The sequence below is a fragment of the Pseudomonas sp. AN-1 genome, assembly GCF_034057115.1.
Lineage (GTDB): Bacteria > Pseudomonadota > Gammaproteobacteria > Pseudomonadales > Pseudomonadaceae > Geopseudomonas.
In genome coordinates, this window is the sequence record NZ_CP139195.1 from 2,204,579 (window position 1) to 2,223,072 (window position 18,494).

The 18,494-nt window shown below is 67.5% G+C and carries 25 protein-coding genes; 5 read left to right on the forward strand and 20 right to left on the reverse strand.

What is annotated here, in order from left to right:
* Nucleotides 1-8: 8 nt before the first annotated feature.
* The 5 genes from SK095_RS10280 to SK095_RS10300 all read right to left on the reverse strand — a co-directional run bounded on the left by SK095_RS10280 (nt 9) and on the right by SK095_RS10300 (nt 3,380).
* The gene (locus SK095_RS10280) at nt 9-218 is read right to left on the reverse strand and encodes a tail protein X (RefSeq protein WP_320548789.1); all 210 of its coding nucleotides are present in this window, start codon (nt 216-218) and stop codon (nt 9-11) included.
* Entirely contained in the window at nt 218-679 is a 462-nt protein-coding gene (locus SK095_RS10285) for a head completion/stabilization protein (protein ID WP_320548790.1), read from the reverse strand. The genes SK095_RS10280 and SK095_RS10285 overlap by 1 nt, the downstream gene beginning before the upstream one ends.
* A gap of 94 nt (nt 680-773) precedes the next feature.
* Nucleotides 774-1,511, reverse strand: coding sequence for a phage terminase small subunit (gene gpM, locus SK095_RS10290; protein WP_320548791.1), 738 nt, complete (start codon nt 1,509-1,511; stop codon nt 774-776).
* Between the two features lie 8 nt (nt 1,512-1,519).
* Nucleotides 1,520-2,527 carry a phage major capsid protein, P2 family gene (locus tag SK095_RS10295; RefSeq protein ID WP_320548792.1) on the reverse strand — a complete coding sequence of 336 codons (1,008 nt, stop codon included), beginning with the start codon at nt 2,525-2,527 and terminating at the stop codon, nt 1,520-1,522.
* Nucleotides 2,528-2,543: 16 nt separating this feature from the next.
* Nucleotides 2,544-3,380 carry a GPO family capsid scaffolding protein gene (locus SK095_RS10300; protein ID WP_320548793.1) on the reverse strand — a complete coding sequence of 279 codons (837 nt, stop codon included), beginning with the start codon at nt 3,378-3,380 and terminating at the stop codon, nt 2,544-2,546.
* Between the two features lie 153 nt (nt 3,381-3,533).
* On the opposite strand from SK095_RS10300, the gene SK095_RS10305 reads away from it, so the two are divergent.
* Together SK095_RS10305 and SK095_RS10310 are read left to right on the forward strand one after the other, a co-directional pair.
* Nucleotides 3,534-5,300 carry a terminase ATPase subunit family protein gene (locus SK095_RS10305; protein WP_320548794.1) on the forward strand — a complete coding sequence of 589 codons (1,767 nt, stop codon included), beginning with the start codon at nt 3,534-3,536 and terminating at the stop codon, nt 5,298-5,300.
* Nucleotides 5,300-6,367, forward strand: coding sequence for a phage portal protein (locus SK095_RS10310; RefSeq protein WP_320548795.1), 1,068 nt, complete (start codon nt 5,300-5,302; stop codon nt 6,365-6,367). Before SK095_RS10305 ends, SK095_RS10310 begins: the two co-directional genes overlap by 1 nt.
* Before the next feature lie 912 nt (nt 6,368-7,279).
* Here the strand turns inward: SK095_RS10310 and SK095_RS10315 are convergent.
* From SK095_RS10315 to SK095_RS10325, 3 genes are all read right to left on the reverse strand, one after another.
* On the reverse strand, nt 7,280-7,981 hold the full coding sequence (locus tag SK095_RS10315; protein WP_320548796.1) for a hypothetical protein: 702 nt from the start codon (nt 7,979-7,981) through the stop codon (nt 7,280-7,282).
* A 128-nt stretch (nt 7,982-8,109) separates the two neighbouring features.
* Complete coding sequence (locus SK095_RS10320; protein WP_320548797.1) at nt 8,110-8,712, reverse strand: hypothetical protein; 603 nt, start codon at nt 8,710-8,712, stop codon at nt 8,110-8,112.
* 105 nt (nt 8,713-8,817) lie between these two features.
* Nucleotides 8,818-9,018: a Cro/CI family transcriptional regulator gene (locus tag SK095_RS10325; RefSeq protein WP_320548798.1), complete on the reverse strand. Its 201-nt coding sequence runs from the start codon at nt 9,016-9,018 to the stop codon at nt 8,818-8,820.
* A gap of 104 nt (nt 9,019-9,122) precedes the next feature.
* On the opposite strand from SK095_RS10325, the gene SK095_RS10330 reads away from it, so the two are divergent.
* Genes SK095_RS10330 through SK095_RS10340 form a run of 3 tightly spaced genes read left to right on the forward strand, consistent with a single transcriptional unit; the run spans nt 9,123 to nt 10,527 of the window.
* Nucleotides 9,123-9,836 (forward strand): XRE family transcriptional regulator, encoded by a 714-nt coding sequence (locus SK095_RS10330; RefSeq protein WP_320548799.1) that lies wholly within the window; start codon nt 9,123-9,125, stop codon nt 9,834-9,836.
* A gap of 20 nt (nt 9,837-9,856) precedes the next feature.
* Nucleotides 9,857-10,348, forward strand: coding sequence for a BRCT domain-containing protein (locus SK095_RS10335; RefSeq protein ID WP_320548800.1), 492 nt, complete (start codon nt 9,857-9,859; stop codon nt 10,346-10,348).
* The gene (locus SK095_RS10340; RefSeq protein WP_320548801.1) at nt 10,348-10,527 is read left to right on the forward strand and encodes a hypothetical protein; all 180 of its coding nucleotides are present in this window, start codon (nt 10,348-10,350) and stop codon (nt 10,525-10,527) included. Before SK095_RS10335 ends, SK095_RS10340 begins: the two co-directional genes overlap by 1 nt.
* Before the next feature lie 57 nt (nt 10,528-10,584).
* On the opposite strand, the gene SK095_RS10345 is transcribed toward SK095_RS10340, so the two are convergent.
* The 12 genes from SK095_RS10345 to SK095_RS10400 all read right to left on the reverse strand — a co-directional run bounded on the left by SK095_RS10345 (nt 10,585) and on the right by SK095_RS10400 (nt 18,481).
* Nucleotides 10,585-11,370, reverse strand: coding sequence for a hypothetical protein (locus SK095_RS10345; protein ID WP_320548802.1), 786 nt, complete (start codon nt 11,368-11,370; stop codon nt 10,585-10,587).
* Nucleotides 11,370-12,278 (reverse strand): hypothetical protein, encoded by a 909-nt coding sequence (locus tag SK095_RS10350; RefSeq protein ID WP_320548803.1) that lies wholly within the window; start codon nt 12,276-12,278, stop codon nt 11,370-11,372. The genes SK095_RS10345 and SK095_RS10350 overlap by 1 nt, the downstream gene beginning before the upstream one ends.
* Nucleotides 12,279-12,292: 14 nt before the next feature.
* Nucleotides 12,293-12,427, reverse strand: coding sequence for a hypothetical protein (locus tag SK095_RS10355; protein ID WP_320548804.1), 135 nt, complete (start codon nt 12,425-12,427; stop codon nt 12,293-12,295).
* Nucleotides 12,428-12,438: 11 nt separating this feature from the next.
* The gene (locus SK095_RS10360) at nt 12,439-12,651 is read right to left on the reverse strand and encodes a hypothetical protein (protein WP_320548805.1); all 213 of its coding nucleotides are present in this window, start codon (nt 12,649-12,651) and stop codon (nt 12,439-12,441) included.
* A 92-nt stretch (nt 12,652-12,743) separates the two neighbouring features.
* Entirely contained in the window at nt 12,744-13,658 is a 915-nt protein-coding gene (rdgC, locus tag SK095_RS10365; protein ID WP_320548806.1) for a recombination-associated protein RdgC, read from the reverse strand.
* 49 nt (nt 13,659-13,707) lie between these two features.
* Nucleotides 13,708-14,004, reverse strand: a complete 297-nt coding sequence (locus tag SK095_RS10370; RefSeq protein ID WP_320548889.1) for a hypothetical protein — start codon at nt 14,002-14,004, stop codon at nt 13,708-13,710.
* Nucleotides 14,004-14,222, reverse strand: a complete 219-nt coding sequence (locus tag SK095_RS10375; RefSeq protein WP_320548807.1) for a hypothetical protein — start codon at nt 14,220-14,222, stop codon at nt 14,004-14,006. Before SK095_RS10375 ends, SK095_RS10370 begins: the two co-directional genes overlap by 1 nt.
* 15 nt (nt 14,223-14,237) lie before the next feature.
* Nucleotides 14,238-15,257, reverse strand: a complete 1,020-nt coding sequence (locus tag SK095_RS10380; protein WP_320548808.1) for a hypothetical protein — start codon at nt 15,255-15,257, stop codon at nt 14,238-14,240.
* Nucleotides 15,250-15,732 (reverse strand): hypothetical protein, encoded by a 483-nt coding sequence (locus SK095_RS10385; protein ID WP_320548809.1) that lies wholly within the window; start codon nt 15,730-15,732, stop codon nt 15,250-15,252. The genes SK095_RS10380 and SK095_RS10385 overlap by 8 nt, the downstream gene beginning before the upstream one ends.
* Before the next feature lie 10 nt (nt 15,733-15,742).
* The gene (locus SK095_RS10390; RefSeq protein ID WP_320548810.1) at nt 15,743-16,276 is read right to left on the reverse strand and encodes a hypothetical protein; all 534 of its coding nucleotides are present in this window, start codon (nt 16,274-16,276) and stop codon (nt 15,743-15,745) included.
* A 136-nt stretch (nt 16,277-16,412) separates the two neighbouring features.
* Nucleotides 16,413-16,667 carry a DUF1654 domain-containing protein gene (locus SK095_RS10395; protein ID WP_320548811.1) on the reverse strand — a complete coding sequence of 85 codons (255 nt, stop codon included), beginning with the start codon at nt 16,665-16,667 and terminating at the stop codon, nt 16,413-16,415.
* Between the two features lie 185 nt (nt 16,668-16,852).
* Nucleotides 16,853-18,481: a recombinase family protein gene (locus SK095_RS10400; protein WP_320548812.1), complete on the reverse strand. Its 1,629-nt coding sequence runs from the start codon at nt 18,479-18,481 to the stop codon at nt 16,853-16,855.
* Between the last annotated feature and the right edge of the window lie 13 nt (nt 18,482-18,494).

Consider the following 18,494-nt stretch of genomic DNA (forward strand, 5'->3'; position numbering starts at 1 on the left):
CTTGTGTGTCAGTCCCATAGCTGCACTGTCTGGCGCTGCTGCTGAGTGGTGATGTCGGGTAGTTGCACTGCGGTGCCGTGAGGGAGGATCGGCCCCAGGCTGGCCAGCCCTGGGTTGGCGTCGAGGACCTGCTCGACCACGCCGGCGGTGCGCCCGTAGTGACGCCAGCAGATGGCGTCGAGGGTGTCGCCCTGGGCGGCGTGGACGGTGGAGGCCATCAGATCAGCTCCACCGTGGTACGGGTCAGGCCGAGGATGTCGCTGATCGCCCAGCGGGCGTCGCGGCGGTACTCATCGATGACCGGGGTGAGCTGGTCGGCCGCGCTCTGCCCGGTGCCGGTGGTATCGAGGCCGCGGTAGCGCTCGGCCAGCTCGGCGCCGGCGGTGCTGTAGACGGCCCGGCGGTAGCGGTGGATCAGCAGGGTCTCGCCGGCGACCTGCTCGCCCGGCACGTCGGCGGCGCTGGCGATGCCTGCGAGGATCTGACTGTCGCGGAAGCGCACCAGCTCGCGGTTGACGCTGAGCACGGCGTTGATGGTGGCGACCTCGAGGCGCTCCTCGCTGACTGTGTCGCCGAGGCGCAGGCTGCCGGCCAGGTGGTGGGCGTCGATGTCTGGCCACCAGCCGTCGTTGCTGATGGTGAGGGCGGCGGTGGTGCCGCCGGCGAAGAATCCGCTCATGGCCTTGTCCTTGAGTCGGCGGTGGCCGGGGCGTCACGCGGGCGGCAAGCGCTGCGATCGGCCCCGGGCCGCCGGGGTCGCGGGGTACGCTCGGTCAGCCCTGGGCCTGCTGCTCGCCCTGCCCTTCCTGGGCGGGTGCGGCATCGGCCGGGGCGTGTTTCTTGAGGAGGCGCTCGGCGCGCTCCAGGTCCTTTTTGGCTCCGCAGTTGCTGTGCAGGTCGATGGCGCGGCGGAGGTTGATGGCCGCACGCATCAAGTCAGCCGCATCCGGATCCTGCTCATCGAGCCCGACCATGACCGCGCGGCCGTAGGCCAGATGCAGCTTGGCGCGGGCCTCGTCTGGCATGTCCTGGTCCTTGGTCAGCGAGCCGGCACGGCTGATGATCTCGACGTCGAAGGTTTCGCCGGCCTTGAGCGCCTTGAGGGCGGCCTCGGCCACTTCCTCGGCGATCAGGCAGCCGGTCGTGCGGGCGAAACGATCCGGCATGATCAGGTTGTGCTGCAGCACGTAGGCGGCGATCTCCAGGGCGCCGGCGTAGTCGCCGGCGTCGATGCGCCAGACCATGATGGTGGTCAGCACCTCGTCCTGGGCGCCGCGGCCGGCAGCGAGCACGCCGTCGACGTAGGGCTGGTAGGCCGGCAGCAGTTGCCGCTTGAGCTCGGCCTTGCCCTGGGCACTCTGGATCTGCTTGAGGCGCGCGCGGTCCTGGGCGAGCTGGGCGAGCTGCAGCTCGTAGGCGGTGGCGCCTTCCATGGTTTGGCCGGGGTCGACGGTCGCCGCCGCTTGCGCGGCAGTGACCTGTTCGAAATGGCGGCGGCAGGGGCTGCTCATGGCTGACCTCAGACCAGGGTGATGTTTTCGGCCATGGCGGCGCAGCCGAGGTCTTCGATGACGTAGGCGTCGTTGACCGACTCGTAGTTCTCGATGCGGTCGCGCTTGGCGTTGTCGACGACGGTGCGGCGGCGGGTGCCTTCCTGCCAGTACAGCGACAGGTTGTCGAGGCGGGTGATCAGCAGCTTGCCGTCGGGGAAGTACGGCACGCGCACGGCCGGCAGGCCGCCGATGCGCTTCTGGCTCATCACCACGTCGGCGGCCAGTTGCTCGGATGGGTCCTGGGTCTTGTTGATGATCGGGAAATACTTGTCCGACAGCAGGGTGCGGCCGCAGATGACCACCAGCTCGGTGTCGTCCTGATACCAGGGCTGCAGCAGGTCGTTGACCATGTCGAAGACCAGGGCGTCGAGGTTCTTGTAGTCGCCGGTAGCGCCGATGTTGATCTTGTTGCTGGCGGCGACCACTTCCTTGATGACGCGGGCGGCGTTCTCGGTGCGCATCTTCTGCAGCCAGCCGATGTTGACGTCCTGGCGCAACGGGTTGGTGCTCGGGTTGGAGGTGGTGGCGCGCGAGACGCCGTTCCAGCCGATCATGATGCGGTCGAGGGCCTGGCGCTTGACGATAGCGTCGCGGATGCGCGCCTGGAAGTCGGTGAACTTGGCCCAGGCATCCAGCTGCGCATAGGTCAGGTGGGTGTCGAAGTTGGTCTGGGTGCAGGTGTAGCTGCGGTCGTCCAGCGCGGTCAGGTCGGTGGTCGCGCGGTCGGTGGTGGCGGTGTTGGTGGTGCCGGCCACCGGGCCGGAGACGCCGAGGCCGACCTTCTGCCCACTCTGCTCGGGAACACCAATCATGTTGATGCGGCCGAGGAATTCGCTGGACTCCTGGATGCGGGTTTCCAGACGCTGGGCGACGGTCGGCGCGGTGGTGAAGGTGCGGACGGCCGAGGCCACGCCGTTGAGCAGGGCGACCTGCGCCAGGTAGGCGTCGAAGAGTTCGCGGGTTTGGTTGCGCATGCTGTGCTCCTGGTGATCAGCAGTCGGTCTTGATGCGATCGCCGCCGCCGGTGACCGGCGGGCGCTGCTGTTGGTGGTGGTCGGCGGTGTTGCCGAGCTTGGTCTTGAGGTCGGCCAGCTCGGTCTGCAGGGTCTGCACCTGGTTGCTCAGCTGGGTCACGCGCTGCTCGGACTGGGCGTACTGCTCGGGCAGGTCCTTGACGTGCTCGGCGATGTCCTCGACGGCTTGGGCGACGTTGGCGAAGTCGGTGTCCGCCTGATCCTTGTTGCGCTTGAGCAGGCCATGGACCTTGGAGAGCAGCACGGCGCCGATGCCGGGCTTGTCGTCGACCTCATCGAACTCCAGGGCGGTCTCTTCGGCGGCGGTGAACAGGTTGTCCGCGTGCTGCTTGCGGGCCTTGAGCGGCGAGGCGTCCGGGTTCTGGGCGGCGAAGGTCAGCATCTCGGTGCCGAGGCTGGCCGGGGTGTCGGTGACGGCCAGGCCGGACAGGTAAGCGCGGCCGCTGTCGGCGAACTTGGGGCTGATCTCGATGCTTGTGAAGATCTTCTGCTTGGCCTTGTTGACCATGGCCACCAGCTCGTCGGTCGGCTCGATCTGGGCAAACAGGGCGAGCTTCTTGGTGCCGGCGATCTCGACCTCTTCGGTCTTCAGGGCCAGCACGTCGCCGTAGGCCTTGAACGGGCCGTCGGCGTAGAGGCTGCGGAAGTGCTCCAGCCAGACGCGCGCGCCGTAGGTCTTCGGGTCGTAGGTCTCGGCGGCGTCGAGCAGCCACTGGCGTTCGATCTGTCGGCCGTCGGTGGTCGCGCCCTCGACGGCGACGCGGAACCAGCGGGAGCGGAATTTCTTTTTCATGCCTGGGGTCCTCTGGGCTGCCGCTGGGCGGCGGTTCTGTGAGGGGCATGGTCGGCAGGCCGGCGACCAGCGGCAACGACGCGGGGTTGTCGGCGCCTGCCCGACAACTCGCCGCAGCGGCAGCGCCGCGCGCGCGCGGGCAGCATCGGCGCCATGAACGCCATCACCGAACTACCCGCACAGCGCGACAACCGCCGGCAGGCCAAATTCCTGTACTGGATGGGCTGGCGTGTGACCGAGATCGCCGAGCACCTCGGCGAGAAGGAAAAGACCGTCCACACCTGGAAGGCCCGCGACGAGTGGGACCGGGCGGACAACGTCGAGCGCATCGGCGGCGCCCTGGAGGCGCGGCTGGTGCAGCTGATCCTCAAGGACCAGAAGACCGGCGGCGACTTCAAGGAAATCGACCTGCTGCACCGCCAGCTGGAGCGGCAGGCGCGCATCCAGCGCTACCAGGGCGGCGGCACCGAGACCGAGCTGAACCCGAACCTGGCCAAGCGCAACGAGGGGCCGAAGAAGGCACCCAAGCGCAACGAGTTCGGCGAGGAGGAGATCGAGAAGCTCGAGGAGGCCTTCCGCGACAGCTGCTTCGAATACCAGCTGGACTGGTACCGGGCGATGAACCAGCGGACGCGGATGGTGCTGAAGTCGCGCCAGATCGGCGCCACGTTCTACTTCGCCCGCGAAGCGCTGATCGACGCGATCCTGACCGGGCGCAACCAGATCTTCCTGTCGGCCAGCAAGGCGCAGGCGCACCAGTTCAAGAACTACATGCAGGCGTTCGTCCAGGAGGTGCTGGGCGTGCAGCTGACCGGCGACCCGATCGTGCTGTGGAACGGCGCCGAGCTGCACTTCCTGGGCACCAACTTCCGCACAGCGCAGGGCCGCTCGGGCAACTTCTACTTCGACGAGTTCTTCTGGGTCCACGGCTTCGACGAGCTGAACAAGGTCGCCTCGGGCATGGCGCTGCACAAGAAGTGGCGCAAGACCTACTTCAGCACGCCGAGCTCGAAGGGCCACCCGGCCTACAAGTGGTGGACCGGCGAGCGGGTGAACAAGGGCAAGCCGGCCGCGCAGCACGTGAAGATCGATCTGAGCCATGACGCGCTGGGGCCCGGTCGGCTGTGCCAGGAGGACAAGATCTGGCGGCAGATCGTCACGATCATGGACGCCGAGGCGCGCGGCTGCGATCTGTTCGACCTGGACGAGCTGCGCTTCGAGTACAACGCCGAGCAGTTCGCCAACCTGCTGATGTGCGAGTTCGTCGACGACGGGGCCTCGATCTTCCCGCTGGCGATGCTGCAGCCGTGCATGGTCGACAGCTGGGTCGAGTGGGCCGAGGACTACAAGCCGTTCGCGGCCCGGCCGTTCGGCGATCGCCAGGTGTGGATCGGCTACGACCCGGCCGAGACCGGCGACAGCGCCGGCCTGGTGGTGGTGGCGCCGCCGCTGGTGCCGGGCGGCAAGTTCCGCGTCCTCGAGCGCCACCAGTTCCGCGGCATGGACTTCGCGGCGCAGGCCGAGTTCATCCGCCAGGTGACGCAGCGCTACTGGGTCACATACATCGGCATCGACGCCACCGGCATGGGCAGCGGCGTGGCGCAGCTGGTGCGCCAGTTCTTCCCCAACGTGACCACCTTCAGCTACTCGTCCGAGGTCAAGGGTCGGCTGGTGATGAAGGCCTGGGACGTGATCCACAAGGGCCGCCTGGAGTTCGACGCCGGCTGGACGGACATGGCCAGCTCGCTGATGGCCATCCGCAAGACGGTCACCGCCTCCGGCCGCCAGCTCACCTACACAGCCGGGCGCAACGACGAGACCGGCCACGCCGACTTGGCCTGGGCGCTGATGCACGCCCTGCACAACGAACCGCTGGAGGGCCAGACCGCCCAGAACACCAGCGTCATGGAGATCTTCTGATGAGCAAAAGACGCAACCGCCGAAGCCAACAACTCGCCGCGACGGTCAATCCGGCCATCGAGGGCGAGCTGCTGACCAAGGATGGTGCCGGCGGCAGCATGGAGGCATTCACCTTTGGCGACCCGACGCCGGTGCTCGATGGCAGCGAGATCCTCGACTACCTGGAGGCATGGTTCAACGGCCGCTGGTACGAGCCGCCGGTCAACCTGGACGGCCTGGCCCGCTCGACCCGGGCGAGCACGTACCTGGAGTCTGGGCTGAAGTTCAAGCGCAACATGCTGGCGAAGACCTTCATTCCGCACCGGCTGCTCTCGCGGGCGGCATTCGAGCAGTTCGCCCTGGACTGGCTGTGGTGCGGCAACGCCTACCTGGAGGTACGCCGCAATCGCCTCGGCCAACCGCTGAGCCTGCAGCCGCCGCTGGCCAAGTACATGCGCCGCGGCCGCGAGCCGGGGCAGTTCTTCCAGGTGATGGGCTGGCAGCAGGAACATGAGTTCGAGCAGGGCACGGTGCTGCACCTGCGCGAGGCGGCGATCGACCAGGAGATCTACGGACTGCCGGAATGGATGGCGGCGCTGCAGTCGGCGCTGCTCAACGAGTCGGCCACCCTGTTCCGCCGGCGCTACTACCTCAACGGCTCGCACGCCGGGTTCATCATGTACATCTCCGACCCGGCGCAGGACCAGGACGACATCGCCGACATCCGCAAGGCGCTGAAGGAGTCGAAGGGTGTCGGCAACTTCAAGAACCTGTTCCTCTACAGCCCGAACGGCAAGAAGGACGGGATCCAGGTGATCCCGATCAGCGAGGTGGCGGCCAAGGATGAGTTCAGCGGGATCAAGAACATCACCCGCGACGACATGCTCGCCGGCCTGCGCATCCCGCCGCAGCTGATGGGGATCGTGCCGCAGAACGCCGGCGGCTTCGGCTCGATCCGCGACGCGGCGCTGGTCTACGCCGCCAACGAGCTGGAGCCGATCCAGGCGCGCATGCTGCAGGTCAACGAGTGGATCGGTGAGGAGGTGATCCGCTTCAAGCCGTACGAGCTGCCCGGCGCCACCGGCTGACGTCGGCCAGCAGCACCAGGAGCCCGCCACTCGGCGGGCTTTTTCATGCCCGCACGCCGGCCGCCACCCGGCAACCGCCCCCGCCCGCGCGGCCCGCCCAGCCGACCGCCACCCTGCCCGCCCACGCCCGGCCACCCCCAGCTGCACCCGGCGCGCGCAATCGTCCCCCCGCCACGCCTCCGCGCTAAACCTGTGGCTTTTTCTTCACCCCTTCACCGGGCTGCCGGCCGCGCCAGTGCTGGGGGCTCGGGGGCGGCCGCAGGGGCGCGAAATTCTTCGGATCCCCTCACAGGTACCCCTTTTCCGCGGCGCGCTCTCCGGGGCCCCCGCGCGCCCATGCCCGGCCCGTTCACCGTCCGCCCGCCCTGCCCTGTCGGCGCCGGCGGCCCGGGGCGCGCGTGCGCGCCTTGCACTCGGCCGAATCCCACGCTTCATGCTGAGTTCGCCCCCTGCGCGTCAGCGCAGGTAGCCGCAGGCTGGCCCGTGAAGGAGCGATGCGCCGGGGCACGATGCTGCGCTGGCTCGGTGTCTCTCGGCGCGCAGCGACTGGAAGGGGCCCGGCTTCAGGATGGCGACTCGCTCGCAGGCGGCCTCGACCCACTGGCCCGTGCCGTCAGGCACGAAGTGGCCAGGCATCATCTGACATGGGGGCGGTCAGACGCCTACGCTGCAGAGTGCACGGCCGTAAGGGCTCTGCTTTATAGCCGTAGGCTGGTACCACAACACATCAAAAATTGCAGAACGCTATAACGCGGGCGCGGCCGCGGCGCGCTGGTGACGGCCGGAGCCGGCCGCAGCGCCGCACCAGGGCGAGAGAGAGACGGAAAATCGGGCGCAACAGCCCCTGCCAGCGCCCGAGACGGGGCACCAGCAACGCCGGAAGGCCGCTGAGCGGCTTGAAGAGAGGGAGAGTCAGGCGGGAGGGAAGCGCCGCTCGAGCTCGGCGCGGATCTCGGCTGGGGACAACTCAGGGTTATCCACAGCCAGTTGGTGGAAGGCCTCGGCCATCAGCCGATTGCGATCGAGCGCACGCGCCTCCTCGATCTTCACCACCTTCGCCTGGCGCACCGCCTGCGCCTTGCGGTGCGACTGCTTGCGCATCGCCGCATCGCCCAGCTCCTGGATGGCCTCGCGCTGCTGGCGGGCCTTCACATCGCGCAGATGCACCTCGCGGCGGGCCTTCTTCCTGGAGCGCTCCTCAGCCAGCTGATGTCCCAGCCCCAGATCGATGAAGAAGCGCGGCCGCAGATGAATCGTCACCCGCGTGATCCAGCGCTGGCCGTTGTGATAGATCCGCCGCACCTTGCGCCGCACGTACTGCGCCGCCTCCAGAGCCGACAGCGTGCGCGACACGCACGACTCGCTCAGCCCGCTGTCATCCGCCAGGCCGCGCTGACGGTTGAGGCGGAACGCCCCGTTGTTGTCCAGCCAGCCCAGGGCCAGGGTGGCCAGATCGAGGCGAGCCAGCAGCGGCTCGGCCAGCGCCGCCAGCGCCTCCCAGCGCTGCCGCTTCGTCCGGCAGCCGGACGCATGAATGGTATCCAGCCGGCGCAGCCACCGCCGGCCGCGCTCCTTCGCCTCCTCCGCCACCCGCGCCGCAGCCAGGCCGAGCACACCGGCGCGCTGCTTCTCCGACAGAGCACGCGGACGCCGCCCAGCCGCAGGCCCGGCGAACGCCGGAGCCTGCAGGCCGGCATAGGCGCCGGCCTCTGGCGAATGGGCGGGAGGAGACACACGCATCGTCAGGCACTAACCCTACGGGCTGCAGACGAAACCGCCCTGACCGCGCCCTGAATCCCCGCCGTGCGCTCGGCCAGCACCGCCGCGGCCTTCGCCCGCAGCTCGCCGCAGCGCGCCTCGGTCGAAGCCAGCCGCGCGATGAACTCCGGCAGCAGCGGCGCATCCTCAGCGCCGATCTTCCCGTCGGCCAGGATCTCGCTGCCCAGCTCCACAGACTGCCCCAGCCTCGCAACCAACTGCCCGAACACCCCGACCGGGCAGGCCGCCGCGTCCAGCGCGCGGGCTCCGCTCAGCCCGTAGCGGCCGGCCAGCTCGTTGATGCAGCGCTCCTGGTACTCGCTGGCGAGAGCCTGCACCCAGGCCTCCTCCAGCCAGCACGGCAGATCTATCTCGCCGGACAGCCAGCGCCGCACCCGACGCAGCCAGGCCCCAGAAGCACGCAGGAATGCCGCAGTGTCACCCTGCCCATGCAGAGCAACGAGATCCGGCACATCCTTCGCTGCCGCCTTGGCAGGGATCAGCCTGTGCAGAGCGCAGCTCAGGGCCTGGGCGAAGTCCTCCTGGGTTAGCGAGGTGCGCGCGATCATCTCGGCTGCATAGGCCATCAGGACCTGGTCGCGTGCGAGGGGGGACTGTCCGAAAATAGACGTATCCATACTGGATCACTGCTCCTAGTCTGGAGCTCGCCCGCTCGATGCGTGGCGAGCGGGTCAGGCGGCTTTCTTGCCGTTTGAGGAGGGGAATGGGCGCACTTCTTCGGCGGAATAGGCCCCGTCTTTGAGCACGGAGATGATGATGTTGCGCTTGGCCTTGATGGCCTTGGCGATCGATGGCGGCTTAAGGCCAAGAATTCTGGCCGCCTCTGCCTGGCCGACTCTCCTGACAAACTCGGGCAGCGAGATTTTTTCCATTTCCTACGCCTCAGACCGTTACACGCAGGAATGGTAGCCGACGGCTAACTAAGAGTAAAGCCGCGGCTAACCATATTCGTTAGCCAACGGCTTATAGTTGAGTGATGCCTAGAAAGAAGACCCTCTCTCCCGAGCTCCTCGCTGAGTGCAAAGCAGCGCACGATCTTTTTCTTAAGAAGAAGAACGCGCTCAAGCTCACCCAAAGGATGCTTGCGGATGCCGCCGGAATCGCGCCGCCATCTGTCACTCAGTACCTGAATGGCACCAATGCGCTGAATGCACGGTTCGCCGCAATCCTGGCGAAGCTCATTGAGGAGCCGGTCGAGAGCTTCAGCCCGCGCTTGGCCGCCGAGATCGCCAGCCTGGCCGCGGCAACCGAACACAGCAACGTCGCCCCCATGGTGCAGCCGCACCGGGAGGCTAAGGACTACCCCGTGATCAGCTGGGTCGCCGCAGGAGAGCGGGCCGAATCGAATGTGTGCTACGCCGTCGCCGACGAGTGGCTGTCGTCAACCGAGAACGCCGGCTCCCGCGGCTACTGGCTGCGCGTGCGCGGCAACTCGATGACCTCGAGCAGCTACCCCAGCTTCCCCGAGGGCACGCCGATCCTGATCCGCCCCGAGGGCTTCGACCTCATCAGCGGCAAGTTCTACATCGCCCGCCACAAGGCCAGCGGCGAAACCACCTTCAAGCAATACGTCCTCGACGCCGGCATCGGCTACCTGGTGCCGCTCAACAAGGACTACCAGACCGTCCCCCTCGACGGCACCTGGGACATCATCGGCCGGGCGATCGACGCGAAGATCACCGGGATGTGAAACGACGGCAAGGAGGCCGCATGCAACCGCTACGCTTCGTCTACCGCGACGCCCAGGGCAATGTCCGAGAGTGGACGCTCACCCGCTGGCATGAACACGCCACCCACATCCAGGGCCGCAGCGAGCACGACACCACTCCGCGTACCTTCCGCAAGGATCGAGTCCAGGAATACCTCGCCGGCGCCGAACAACTGCAGGGCGAACTGGCCCCGCCCGCCCCGCTACCGTCACCACGCGCAGCGACCGACGACCGCCCGCAAATCCTATTCACCGGCTTCAAGCAGGCCGACCGTTCCCGCCTTGAGCAACTGGCGGCCGAGCAAGGGCTGCGCGTCGTCAAGACCGCAACAGCTCAGCTCGCCTACCTGTGCGGCGGCTACAACGCCGGCCCTACCAAGGTCCTGGCCGCACGCGAGAAAGGCGCGTTCATCCTCAGCGAGGAGCAGCTGCTGCACCTGTTCGAAACCGGCGAGATCCCCGAACTGACCGCCGAAGAGGAGCAAATCGCCTGATGGCCATGATCAAGTGCAAGGAATGCAAACAGGAAGTCGCCGCCAGCGCCAAGGCCTGCCCGCACTGTGGCGCTGCAGACCCGGCCATGACCTTCAGCCTAAAGGTCTTCAACCTCTTCCTGTTTTTCGGCCTGATCGGCCTGGCCAGCTTCGGCGTGGTCAGCTGCATGGGCGGCTGATCACGCCTACTCAGTCAAGGAGAAGCTATGCGCCTACCTCACGCTGGTAACCCAGAATCAGCACACGTTGTCGACTTCTGCCGCCACGTCACACCTGATGCGGCCCCCACCCTCGTCCCATACCAGCCCCTGATCGGCAAGCCAATGCAGGAATGCTTCAGCATCGTTCCAGAGCATGTCGTCGCTCAGGGTGGAAAACAGCTGGTAGGCTGGGCCATCTGGGAAACCCCCGGCCTCTTCATCGAAGCCGAATTCCACGCTGTCTGGCAGGATCCGCAGGGCAACATGGTCGACCTGACCCCGCGCCCCATCCCCCTGGATAGCATCCTCTTCCTTCCCGACCCGAGCCGTGAATATCGCGGCCGACAGGTCGACAACATCCGCCGCCCGCTGGTGGACGACCTGGACGTAGTCCGCTTCCTCCACCTGGCCGGGAAACTGTTCCAGATAACGAACAAGGGAGACCTGGCCGACCAGCATGGCGAAATCCAGCTTCCGCCCCGCGCCGAGCGCGAATACTGGAAAGCACACAAGGAGATGGCGCAGCTTCAGCTTCGTCTGAGCCGGCGCTACCCATGACGGCCCGACGCTTCGCCTCTTCGTCATCACCGTCCTGATGTAGCGCGCGACCGCTAGCGACTCCAGGCACTCAACCTTGCGCTGCAGCCGCACCTCCTGCGCCGCCAGCTCCAGCGCCCGGTTGCCCATCTCCAGCGCGTGCTGCTGGGCCTTCTGCACATGCTCGGTCAGCCGCTCGACCTGAGCGCGCAGCTGGGCCAGTTCGTTGTCTGCCTTCGTGCCGGGGCGCGGCGGAGTCGGCAGGTTCGGATTGTTGGCAACCATCAGACGTCCTCCTTGCCCTGCAACGCCTCTGTCACCCGCTCGATCCGCCGCAGGTTCTCCAGCTTGAAAGCCTCCCGCCGCTTGATCTCCTCCGGCACCACCTCCCCCGCCGCCTCGCACTGGGCGATGGCCTGCAGGTGCGCCTCCAGGATCTTCACCTTCCAGCGGTTCCGCTCCTCGGCATCCACTACCCGCATCATGTGCAGCGCGCGCAGGAAGCCCACCGCGCCGGCGTAGTAGCGTGCGCGGTACTCCCCCTCGACCTGCCGGGCCAGATCCTTGATCGAGGACTCCAGCTCCCACAGCGCATCGGACTTGCGGAGCGCCTCCAGCTGTACTTCCTGAGCCCCCTGCTGCGGCCACGCCTCCGGGCACGGCGCCTGTTCCAGCATCGCCGCGAACACAGCATCGGCGTCGCCACCCGCCGCCATGGCACGCTTGCCAGCCTCGGCCATGGCGATGGTCGGCAGCTCCGGCACCATCTTCCACTTCGCCGGCAGACGGCGCTGCAGCTCGCCCTTGAACTCCTCGTCGGCCTTGAAGACGCTATCCAACAGGTGGCGGGTCATCGCCTTGATGCGCTCCAGCTCCGCCAGCGCCTCGGTCACGTTGCTGAATCCCATAGCGCGGGCCTTATCCCATACCTCGTCGTACAGCTCGGCGCGGTACTTGTCGCTGGTGGTGCTGTACGGCTGCTCGGCGGCGGACGGAGTGGAACTGAACTCCAGGTAATCACGCCCGTCGACCTTCTTCACCAGGTGATCGGCATCCAGCCCCAGCTTGCGAGCCAGTGCCTGGGCAGCCTTCTCGGCATCGTAGACACAGCTCGCGGTCTTCTTGCAGCCCTTCGCGCGAGCCAGCCAGGTGCCGCTGACGTAGCGGACGGAGATGATGGTTTCAGCGTGCATCGTGGTATTCCTCCTCAGGGCATCAGCAGCATGACCAGGTCCGGCAGGTTCACTGCGCCGGCAACCATGGCGATCAGGGCGGACAGGTTGAAGGTCACCTTGGCGATGAACTCGCGCAGCACCGGCGCGCTGGTCGAATCGTTCTGCATGGCTGACTCCCTCACTTGATGCGGACCTTGCGGCCCTGGCTGTCGATGACGTACAGGTTCACGTCGGCCAGGCGGTACCGGCCGCCGACGCCGCCCTTGACGACGTAGCCTTCGGAGCACACCTCAATGCTCACCCGGAACGGGTAATCGCCGCGGGCCTTGTGGTAGTTCGCCTGGTGGGCGTAATGGCTGGACTTCTTGATCTCGGCATAGAGCTGCTGCATGGCACGTCTCCTTTCGTGAATTCGGGCAAGGCTCTGCCCTGCCGCCGGCCATGGCCGGCAGCGGGTGGGTATCAACGGGTAGGGATTGGGGGTCAGATGCCCTGCGGCACTTCCTCGCCGCCAAGCGCCTCGATCAGCGCCGGCACGAACTCCCGGAAGGTCAGCATCATCAGCACGAAGCTGGCATCCTGCTGGGCCAGCGCGTCGTCGCCACCGTCATGCTCGGCCTGCTCGTGCAGCAGGTCTTCGAAGCGCAGCTGCTTGATCGCCAGCTTCTCGTCCAGGACGAACGACAGCTTGTCGCTCCAGGCCAGGCTGAGCATCGTCACCAGCTTGCCAGCGGCCAGGTGGCCCTGGATCTCGTCGCTTCCCAGGTCCTGCCGGGTTGCGGCGATCTTGCCGCCGTCCTCATGGGTATCGCGCATCACCGCACGGTCGAGCAGCTGCAGGCCGTTGCTCGCATGCTGGCTCTTCATCCACTCGGTGAAGGTGGCCGACGGCGCAACCTTCACGCCCAGCGGCCGCACCGGCAGGCTGCCCAGGCACTCGCGCAGGGTGCTCAGCAGATCCTCGGCCACGCTCCAGGACGAGGCGTCGACGAAGATCAGCCCGGACTGGCTGTCGATCGCTGCGCGGGTCTGCCGCCGGCGCACGAAGGCACGCGGCAGGAAGGCCTGCACGATCTCGTCCTTGAGCTGGTCGCGCTCCTTCTTGTAGACCTTGCGGCACTGCTGCGCCTCGATCTCCTCGACCTTCTCCTGGAGCGCCTCGCGCACCACCATGCCCGGCAGCATGCGCTCCTCCTTGCGGGCAGCGATCAGGTAGCAGCCCTGGCTGGCGTGGGCCAGCGGGGCGTTCTCGCCCTTGCCGATGGGCGCGACGAAGCCGTAGGTGGCCAGCTCCTGGCTCGCGCACGGGCGGGCACGCCTGCCGCCCAGCGCGGCCTCGAGGCCGGACAGGTCGATCTGCTGGGTCAGGCGGTAGATCATCAGGTTGCGGAAGAACATGGGATGGTCCTTGTCTCGATTCGTGAGTGCTTGTCCTGGCGGCGGGCACTCAGGCCCGCGCGCGGCGTCCGGCCTTGGTCGGGGCTTTCTGGCCGCTGGCCAGCCCCGGCGGTGCGCTGTGCACCACCAGGTGGCCCTGGCCGATCCAGAAGTTCTTCTGCACCGCGATGCACACGTTCCAGGCCTCGCGGGCCACGCTGTCGCCGGCCTCGATCACGTTGCCGTCGGCGTCGACGATCGCCAGCCGCGCCGGCCGACCATCGGCGGTGGTCAGCTGGTAGCCGCTGATCACGTTTGCGCTGATGCAACCGTGCTGCAGGGTGCCGGTCTCGGGGATGCCGATCATCACGCTGCCCTCCGCTGTGCCGAGCCAGCCAGCCCCGCCCGGGCCTCCAGGCAGATGGCGATCCGGCCGGCCAGGTCGTTGCGCTTGTCGATCAGCTTGGCCGCGGACTCGTAGTCGTCGATATCCATGGCGGCCTCGACGTCGTTCTTCGCCAGCCGATAATCGCGCAGCAGCTCAGCCAGATGGCTGTCGATGGTGATGGTGATTGCCTTGGTCATGGTCCTTCCCTCCCCTCACGCCGCCACGTAGCCGGCGCCGGTCTTGCGCATCAGCCCGAGATCCAGCGCGTTGCTGATCAGCCTCTGCGCCCGGCGGTTGCCGACACGCAGCGCTGCCGTGATGTCGCGCAGCGGGATCGGCGTTCCCGGCTTCGCTTCCCGCGCGATGCTGCGCAGCCGCTCGAACAGCGCGTCATCCGGCGAGCCGAACAGCTCCTGCTGCTGGCCCGCTGCCGGCGCGACAACCGCTGCTGTCGGTGCGACAGCGGTCGCTGCTGCTGCCGCTTCCGGCTGCGCGCGCTGCTCGACAGCGGCAACCGGCGCCGGTGCAGCAGCGGCAGGGCTGCGGCCCATGCGCACCACCGACAGGATCAGCGCCGGCACCACCTCCAGAGCCACCGCGAATCCGGCGCAGAGCAGCACGGCCAGCAGCTCGGGCAGGGCAGCAGCATCCACCGGCTGCGAGCGCAGCGCCGTCAGCTCCTGGGACACATCGTCCAGTCGCACCAGGGCACGTTCGCGCTGCTCGGCGATGCGCGGCAGCGCCGCGGCCTCCAGCTCCTGCGCCTTGGTCACCATGCCGCGCTCGCGCAGCTGGCGGGCCTGCTCGCCAACCGATCGTCCCTCGGCGTCAAGCGTCTCCAGCCGGCGCAGCGCGTCCTGGTGCACCGCCTGCAGGTCGGCCATGCGCTGCTCGACGATGGCCGCCTGGCGCGCCTGGCCGGTGACGATCGAGGTCAGCATGCGGTCGTAGGTCGCCCAGGCCGACACGCCACCGAGGATCAGCGCACAGCCGATCATCAGCGCCGCATAGCCCAGCCGGCGCGCGGCGATCAGCCCGAAGGCGAGCGGCCAGGCCAGGTACTTGAACAGATCCAGCAGCACCGCCGCCGTGGCGAACACCGCCGCCAGCAGGGCGTCGTCGATCAGTGCGTCCATCTTCATGGCCACCGACAGGGCGGTGACGCTGGACAGGGTGACAGCCATGGCCGTCAGCACCAGGGCAGGACGGCGGCCGAGTTCGAGCTTATGCATGGAGAGCCTCCTTGCTGGTCATGGCGTCGCCGTGCAACCAGTCGGCGAGACGGGAAATGTCGGCAGCCAGCGGCCGGCACTCGCGGGCCTTGTGGGTCGCGCCCATGGCCTCCCAGCCGCTGCACGCCAGGCGGATGGTCTTGGCAGCATCGCGCAGCAGGTGCGCGTGCTGGGTCGACAGCGCTCGGGCTTCGCTCAGTTCGATCTTGAGCGCAGCGATCTCCTCCAGGTGGCGGCGCAGCTCCAGCGCCTGCCGGCCGCGCAGGGATGCCATGTAGGTGGTCAGCGCACGCAGCTCGCGCTGCGTCTTGTCCACGCCATCGCGGGCATCGTCGATCTCGGATCTCAGTTGCTGGCCTGCCTGCTCGAAGCCGGAGCGGCGGCCGAGTTGGCGGCCGACCCAGTAGGGCAGCGCCACCGCGACGACTTGTGCGGCGGTGAGGCCCAGCAGGATGGAAATCTGGGTTGCATCCATGATCGCCACCTCAGGCCGCTGCGCCGGAGCGGTAGTTGGAGATCAGATCCTGTGCGTAGGAGCGCAGCAGCTCATAGGCACGCTGGCTATCAGCAGGCAGTTGCAGGGGCAGCGTCAGCCATTCACCCCGCATTTCGAAGCGGAACCCTGGCCTCGGCGTCGCATTCCAGACCTTGAGGGTAAGTTCGAGGTCGGCGTCCAGGAGGAAATCACCGAAGCCAAGGCGTATGGCCGTGTGCAGAATCCCAGCAAGATCGTCGTCAGCATCGACCAGGCCATAGTCCTGCTCGCCGTTGGCGATGAACTCGACGAAGCGCGCGATGCGCTCGCCGGCATCGTCGCCACGGGGAAGGGTGGTGCTGTGGCAGCTGTCGCCGATCTCGACGCGCACGCTGATGGCCTGATCGCACTGCTCGATGCTGATGTTGACCATGCAGTGAACATCGCCATTCGCGTCGCGCAGCAGGTGGATGAAGGTGCCGTTCTTGGTGGCCTGCTTGGCCAGGTAGGGCCGGCCGGCAGGGGAAAGGGTCAGGGTTTTCATGCGGCGGTCTCCGAGGTGCTGTAGTCTTCGGAGACAAATTAGCCGCAGGCTCACTTCAAGTCAATGCCGCCGGCTAATTTTATGGCGAAATCCCAGTCTCAGAGATATTCCGCCGGCTAATTCTCGCCGATACAGATCAATCCAGCCGCAGCAGCTCCCAGGTCAGCAGCACACCGCCATCCTCCTGCCGGGCGATGGTCACGTTCTCGTCCTCGCCGATCTGCTCGAGCAGCAGCTCCCAGTCCTCCTCGCGCTCGCCCTCCTGGCGAACGATCACCGCCCGCCGCTCCAACTGCGCCCGCGGGTTGAGGATCTGCTTCTGGATGCGGCTGGCGAGCAGCTGGTAGGGAGTGGGCTGGGCAGGTGCTGCAGGGGTAGGTTTGCGGGCCATGGGTTGGGCTCTCCTTTGCTGTATGTGCATACAGTATTTTGCGGAGTGCAGGAGCGCAAGACCCGCCGATGCGCCGTCGTAACGGCCTCGAATCATGTCGAAAAAAGGGAACACCCCGGGCCGGGGTGTTCCTTGCTGATTCCGCGATCTGTCAACCAGTCGCTTCTTGCTGATTCCGCAATCTGTCAACCAGGCAGACCATGCCAGTCCTCGCTGCCCAGCCAGGCGCCACTGCGCCGGTCGATGCGGAGCATGCGTGCCTGGCCGGCGCGCGAGATCAGCAGCACGTCGACATGCGGGCATGAGCGGTCGGGCATACCGGCACCGCGCATGTACACCACGATGCGCGCGAAGGTGTCCATCACCAGCTGGCGAACCTGGTCGCGCGCTTCCGCGTCCAGCGCCTCGACCCCATCAGCCAGCGCCGCCCAGCGCTCGGCCGCCGCCGGCGCCGGCCCGCGCGAGCGCGCCGTCATGTCCCGCTCGGCCTGCTGCAGCTCGGCCTGCCGCTCGGCCAGCAGCGTCTCCAGCTCCCGCGCCTTGCGAACGAACACCAGCGGCGCGGCGCCGCCATCGTCGGCCAGCAGGGCATCCGTCACCCGCGACAACTGCTGCTCCACCGCCTCGACGGCCTGCCGTGCTGCCACCACCCGCTCGCGCAGCGACCGGCCGTCCTGCGTCGGCTCGTGCAGGCGATCCAGGTTCATCTGGTCCGCGCAGTAGGCCATCAGCGCGCGCTCGATGGGCGCCACGCTGCAGCTGCCCCCGGCCTTGCAGCCGGCATTGCGCGCGTAGGATGTGCACATCAGCCGGCGATGCCCGTCGGCCACCGTTCCGTTGGCCCGCACCCGGCCCATCATGTTCTGCCCGACGATGGCGGTGCCGCAGTAGCCGCACCAGGTGATGCCGATGCCGGTGACGATGCCGGGAATCTCGCCCTTGCCCCGCCGCCGGTGCCGCTGGCCGAACAGCTGCTGCAGCTCGGCGAACTCGGCATCGCTCAGCAACCGCGGGTAGTAGTCCTCGAGCATGTACTGCTCGCCGTCCACCGCGATGCGCTTCGCCCCACGCAGCGCCGGCAACTGCACCAGCCGGTAGATTTGCTGGCCGCTGATCCCCCAGTCGCTCAGCACATGCCCCTCGTCGAGCATCACCCGGTACGCCCGCACCGCGCCCAGCCCCTGACGGTACAGCTCCAGCGCGCGGCGCACCGCAACCACCCGCTCGGGAATCAGCTCCCAGGCCTCGCCGGTCCAGCGCAGCCACTGCGGGTCCTTGCCGTTGCGGATCAGTCCGCGGTAGGTGCCGGCCACCCACCCCTCGCACAGCCGGCGGATCGACGCACGCACCCGCTTGGACTTGGTGTCGCTCTCCTCGTGCGCGCGGATCATCACCAGGAGCGAGTACACCAGGTCCATCGGCTGAGCCTTGAGGCCGGCGCGGTTGTACTCCCGCCCATCGCTGGCGGTGACCACCGTGATGCCCGCGTTGATGATCTGCGCGAGCTGCGCCTGCGCCTGGATCGGCTCCGCCCGGCTGAGCCTGTCCAGCCCCTCGACGATCAGCACCGATCCACACGGAATCCGCCCCTCATCCACTGCCACCAGGAACGCCCCCAGCGCCCCCTGCTTGACGTGCTGCTGGTGGTACGCCGACAACCCCTCGTCGCGCAGCGACAGCGACTCATCCAGCACCAACCCCCGCTCCGCAGCCCAGCTCCGGGCATACTGCAGCTGACGATCCGCACTACTCCCCGTCGCCTGCCGAGGATCGGAAAAACGCATGTAGCTGTATACTCGCCCGCTGTTCTTCATCTTCCCTGGAATC

Bases quoted from the DNA above. Each gene is read 5' to 3' on its own strand.
- SK095_RS10280 (WP_320548789.1), bottom strand. From the start codon at position 218: ATGGCCTCCACCGTCCACGCCGCCCAGGGCGACACCCTCGACGCCATC.
- SK095_RS10285 (WP_320548790.1), bottom strand. From the start codon at position 679: ATGAGCGGATTCTTCGCCGGCGGCACCACCGCCGCCCTCACCATCAGC.
- gpM (WP_320548791.1), bottom strand. From the start codon at position 1,511: ATGAGCAGCCCCTGCCGCCGCCATTTCGAACAGGTCACTGCCGCGCAA.
- SK095_RS10295 (WP_320548792.1), bottom strand. From the start codon at position 2,527: ATGCGCAACCAAACCCGCGAACTCTTCGACGCCTACCTGGCGCAGGTC.
- SK095_RS10300 (WP_320548793.1), bottom strand. From the start codon at position 3,380: ATGAAAAAGAAATTCCGCTCCCGCTGGTTCCGCGTCGCCGTCGAGGGC.
- SK095_RS10305 (WP_320548794.1), top strand. From the start codon at position 3,534: ATGAACGCCATCACCGAACTACCCGCACAGCGCGACAACCGCCGGCAG.
- SK095_RS10310 (WP_320548795.1), top strand. From the start codon at position 5,300: ATGAGCAAAAGACGCAACCGCCGAAGCCAACAACTCGCCGCGACGGTC.
- SK095_RS10320 (WP_320548797.1), bottom strand. From the start codon at position 8,712: ATGGCCTATGCAGCCGAGATGATCGCGCGCACCTCGCTAACCCAGGAG.
- SK095_RS10325 (WP_320548798.1), bottom strand. From the start codon at position 9,018: ATGGAAAAAATCTCGCTGCCCGAGTTTGTCAGGAGAGTCGGCCAGGCA.
- SK095_RS10330 (WP_320548799.1), top strand. From the start codon at position 9,123: ATGCCTAGAAAGAAGACCCTCTCTCCCGAGCTCCTCGCTGAGTGCAAA.
- SK095_RS10335 (WP_320548800.1), top strand. From the start codon at position 9,857: ATGCAACCGCTACGCTTCGTCTACCGCGACGCCCAGGGCAATGTCCGA.
- SK095_RS10340 (WP_320548801.1), top strand. From the start codon at position 10,348: ATGGCCATGATCAAGTGCAAGGAATGCAAACAGGAAGTCGCCGCCAGC.
- SK095_RS10345 (WP_320548802.1), bottom strand. From the start codon at position 11,370: ATGGTTGCCAACAATCCGAACCTGCCGACTCCGCCGCGCCCCGGCACG.
- SK095_RS10350 (WP_320548803.1), bottom strand. From the start codon at position 12,278: ATGCACGCTGAAACCATCATCTCCGTCCGCTACGTCAGCGGCACCTGG.
- SK095_RS10355 (WP_320548804.1), bottom strand. From the start codon at position 12,427: ATGCAGAACGATTCGACCAGCGCGCCGGTGCTGCGCGAGTTCATCGCC.
- SK095_RS10360 (WP_320548805.1), bottom strand. From the start codon at position 12,651: ATGCAGCAGCTCTATGCCGAGATCAAGAAGTCCAGCCATTACGCCCAC.
- rdgC (WP_320548806.1), bottom strand. From the start codon at position 13,658: ATGTTCTTCCGCAACCTGATGATCTACCGCCTGACCCAGCAGATCGAC.
- SK095_RS10370 (WP_320548889.1), bottom strand. From the start codon at position 14,004: ATGATCGGCATCCCCGAGACCGGCACCCTGCAGCACGGTTGCATCAGC.
- SK095_RS10375 (WP_320548807.1), bottom strand. From the start codon at position 14,222: ATGACCAAGGCAATCACCATCACCATCGACAGCCATCTGGCTGAGCTG.
- SK095_RS10380 (WP_320548808.1), bottom strand. From the start codon at position 15,257: ATGCATAAGCTCGAACTCGGCCGCCGTCCTGCCCTGGTGCTGACGGCC.
- SK095_RS10385 (WP_320548809.1), bottom strand. From the start codon at position 15,732: ATGGATGCAACCCAGATTTCCATCCTGCTGGGCCTCACCGCCGCACAA.
- SK095_RS10390 (WP_320548810.1), bottom strand. From the start codon at position 16,276: ATGAAAACCCTGACCCTTTCCCCTGCCGGCCGGCCCTACCTGGCCAAG.
- SK095_RS10395 (WP_320548811.1), bottom strand. From the start codon at position 16,667: ATGGCCCGCAAACCTACCCCTGCAGCACCTGCCCAGCCCACTCCCTAC.
- SK095_RS10400 (WP_320548812.1), bottom strand. From the start codon at position 18,481: ATGAAGAACAGCGGGCGAGTATACAGCTACATGCGTTTTTCCGATCCT.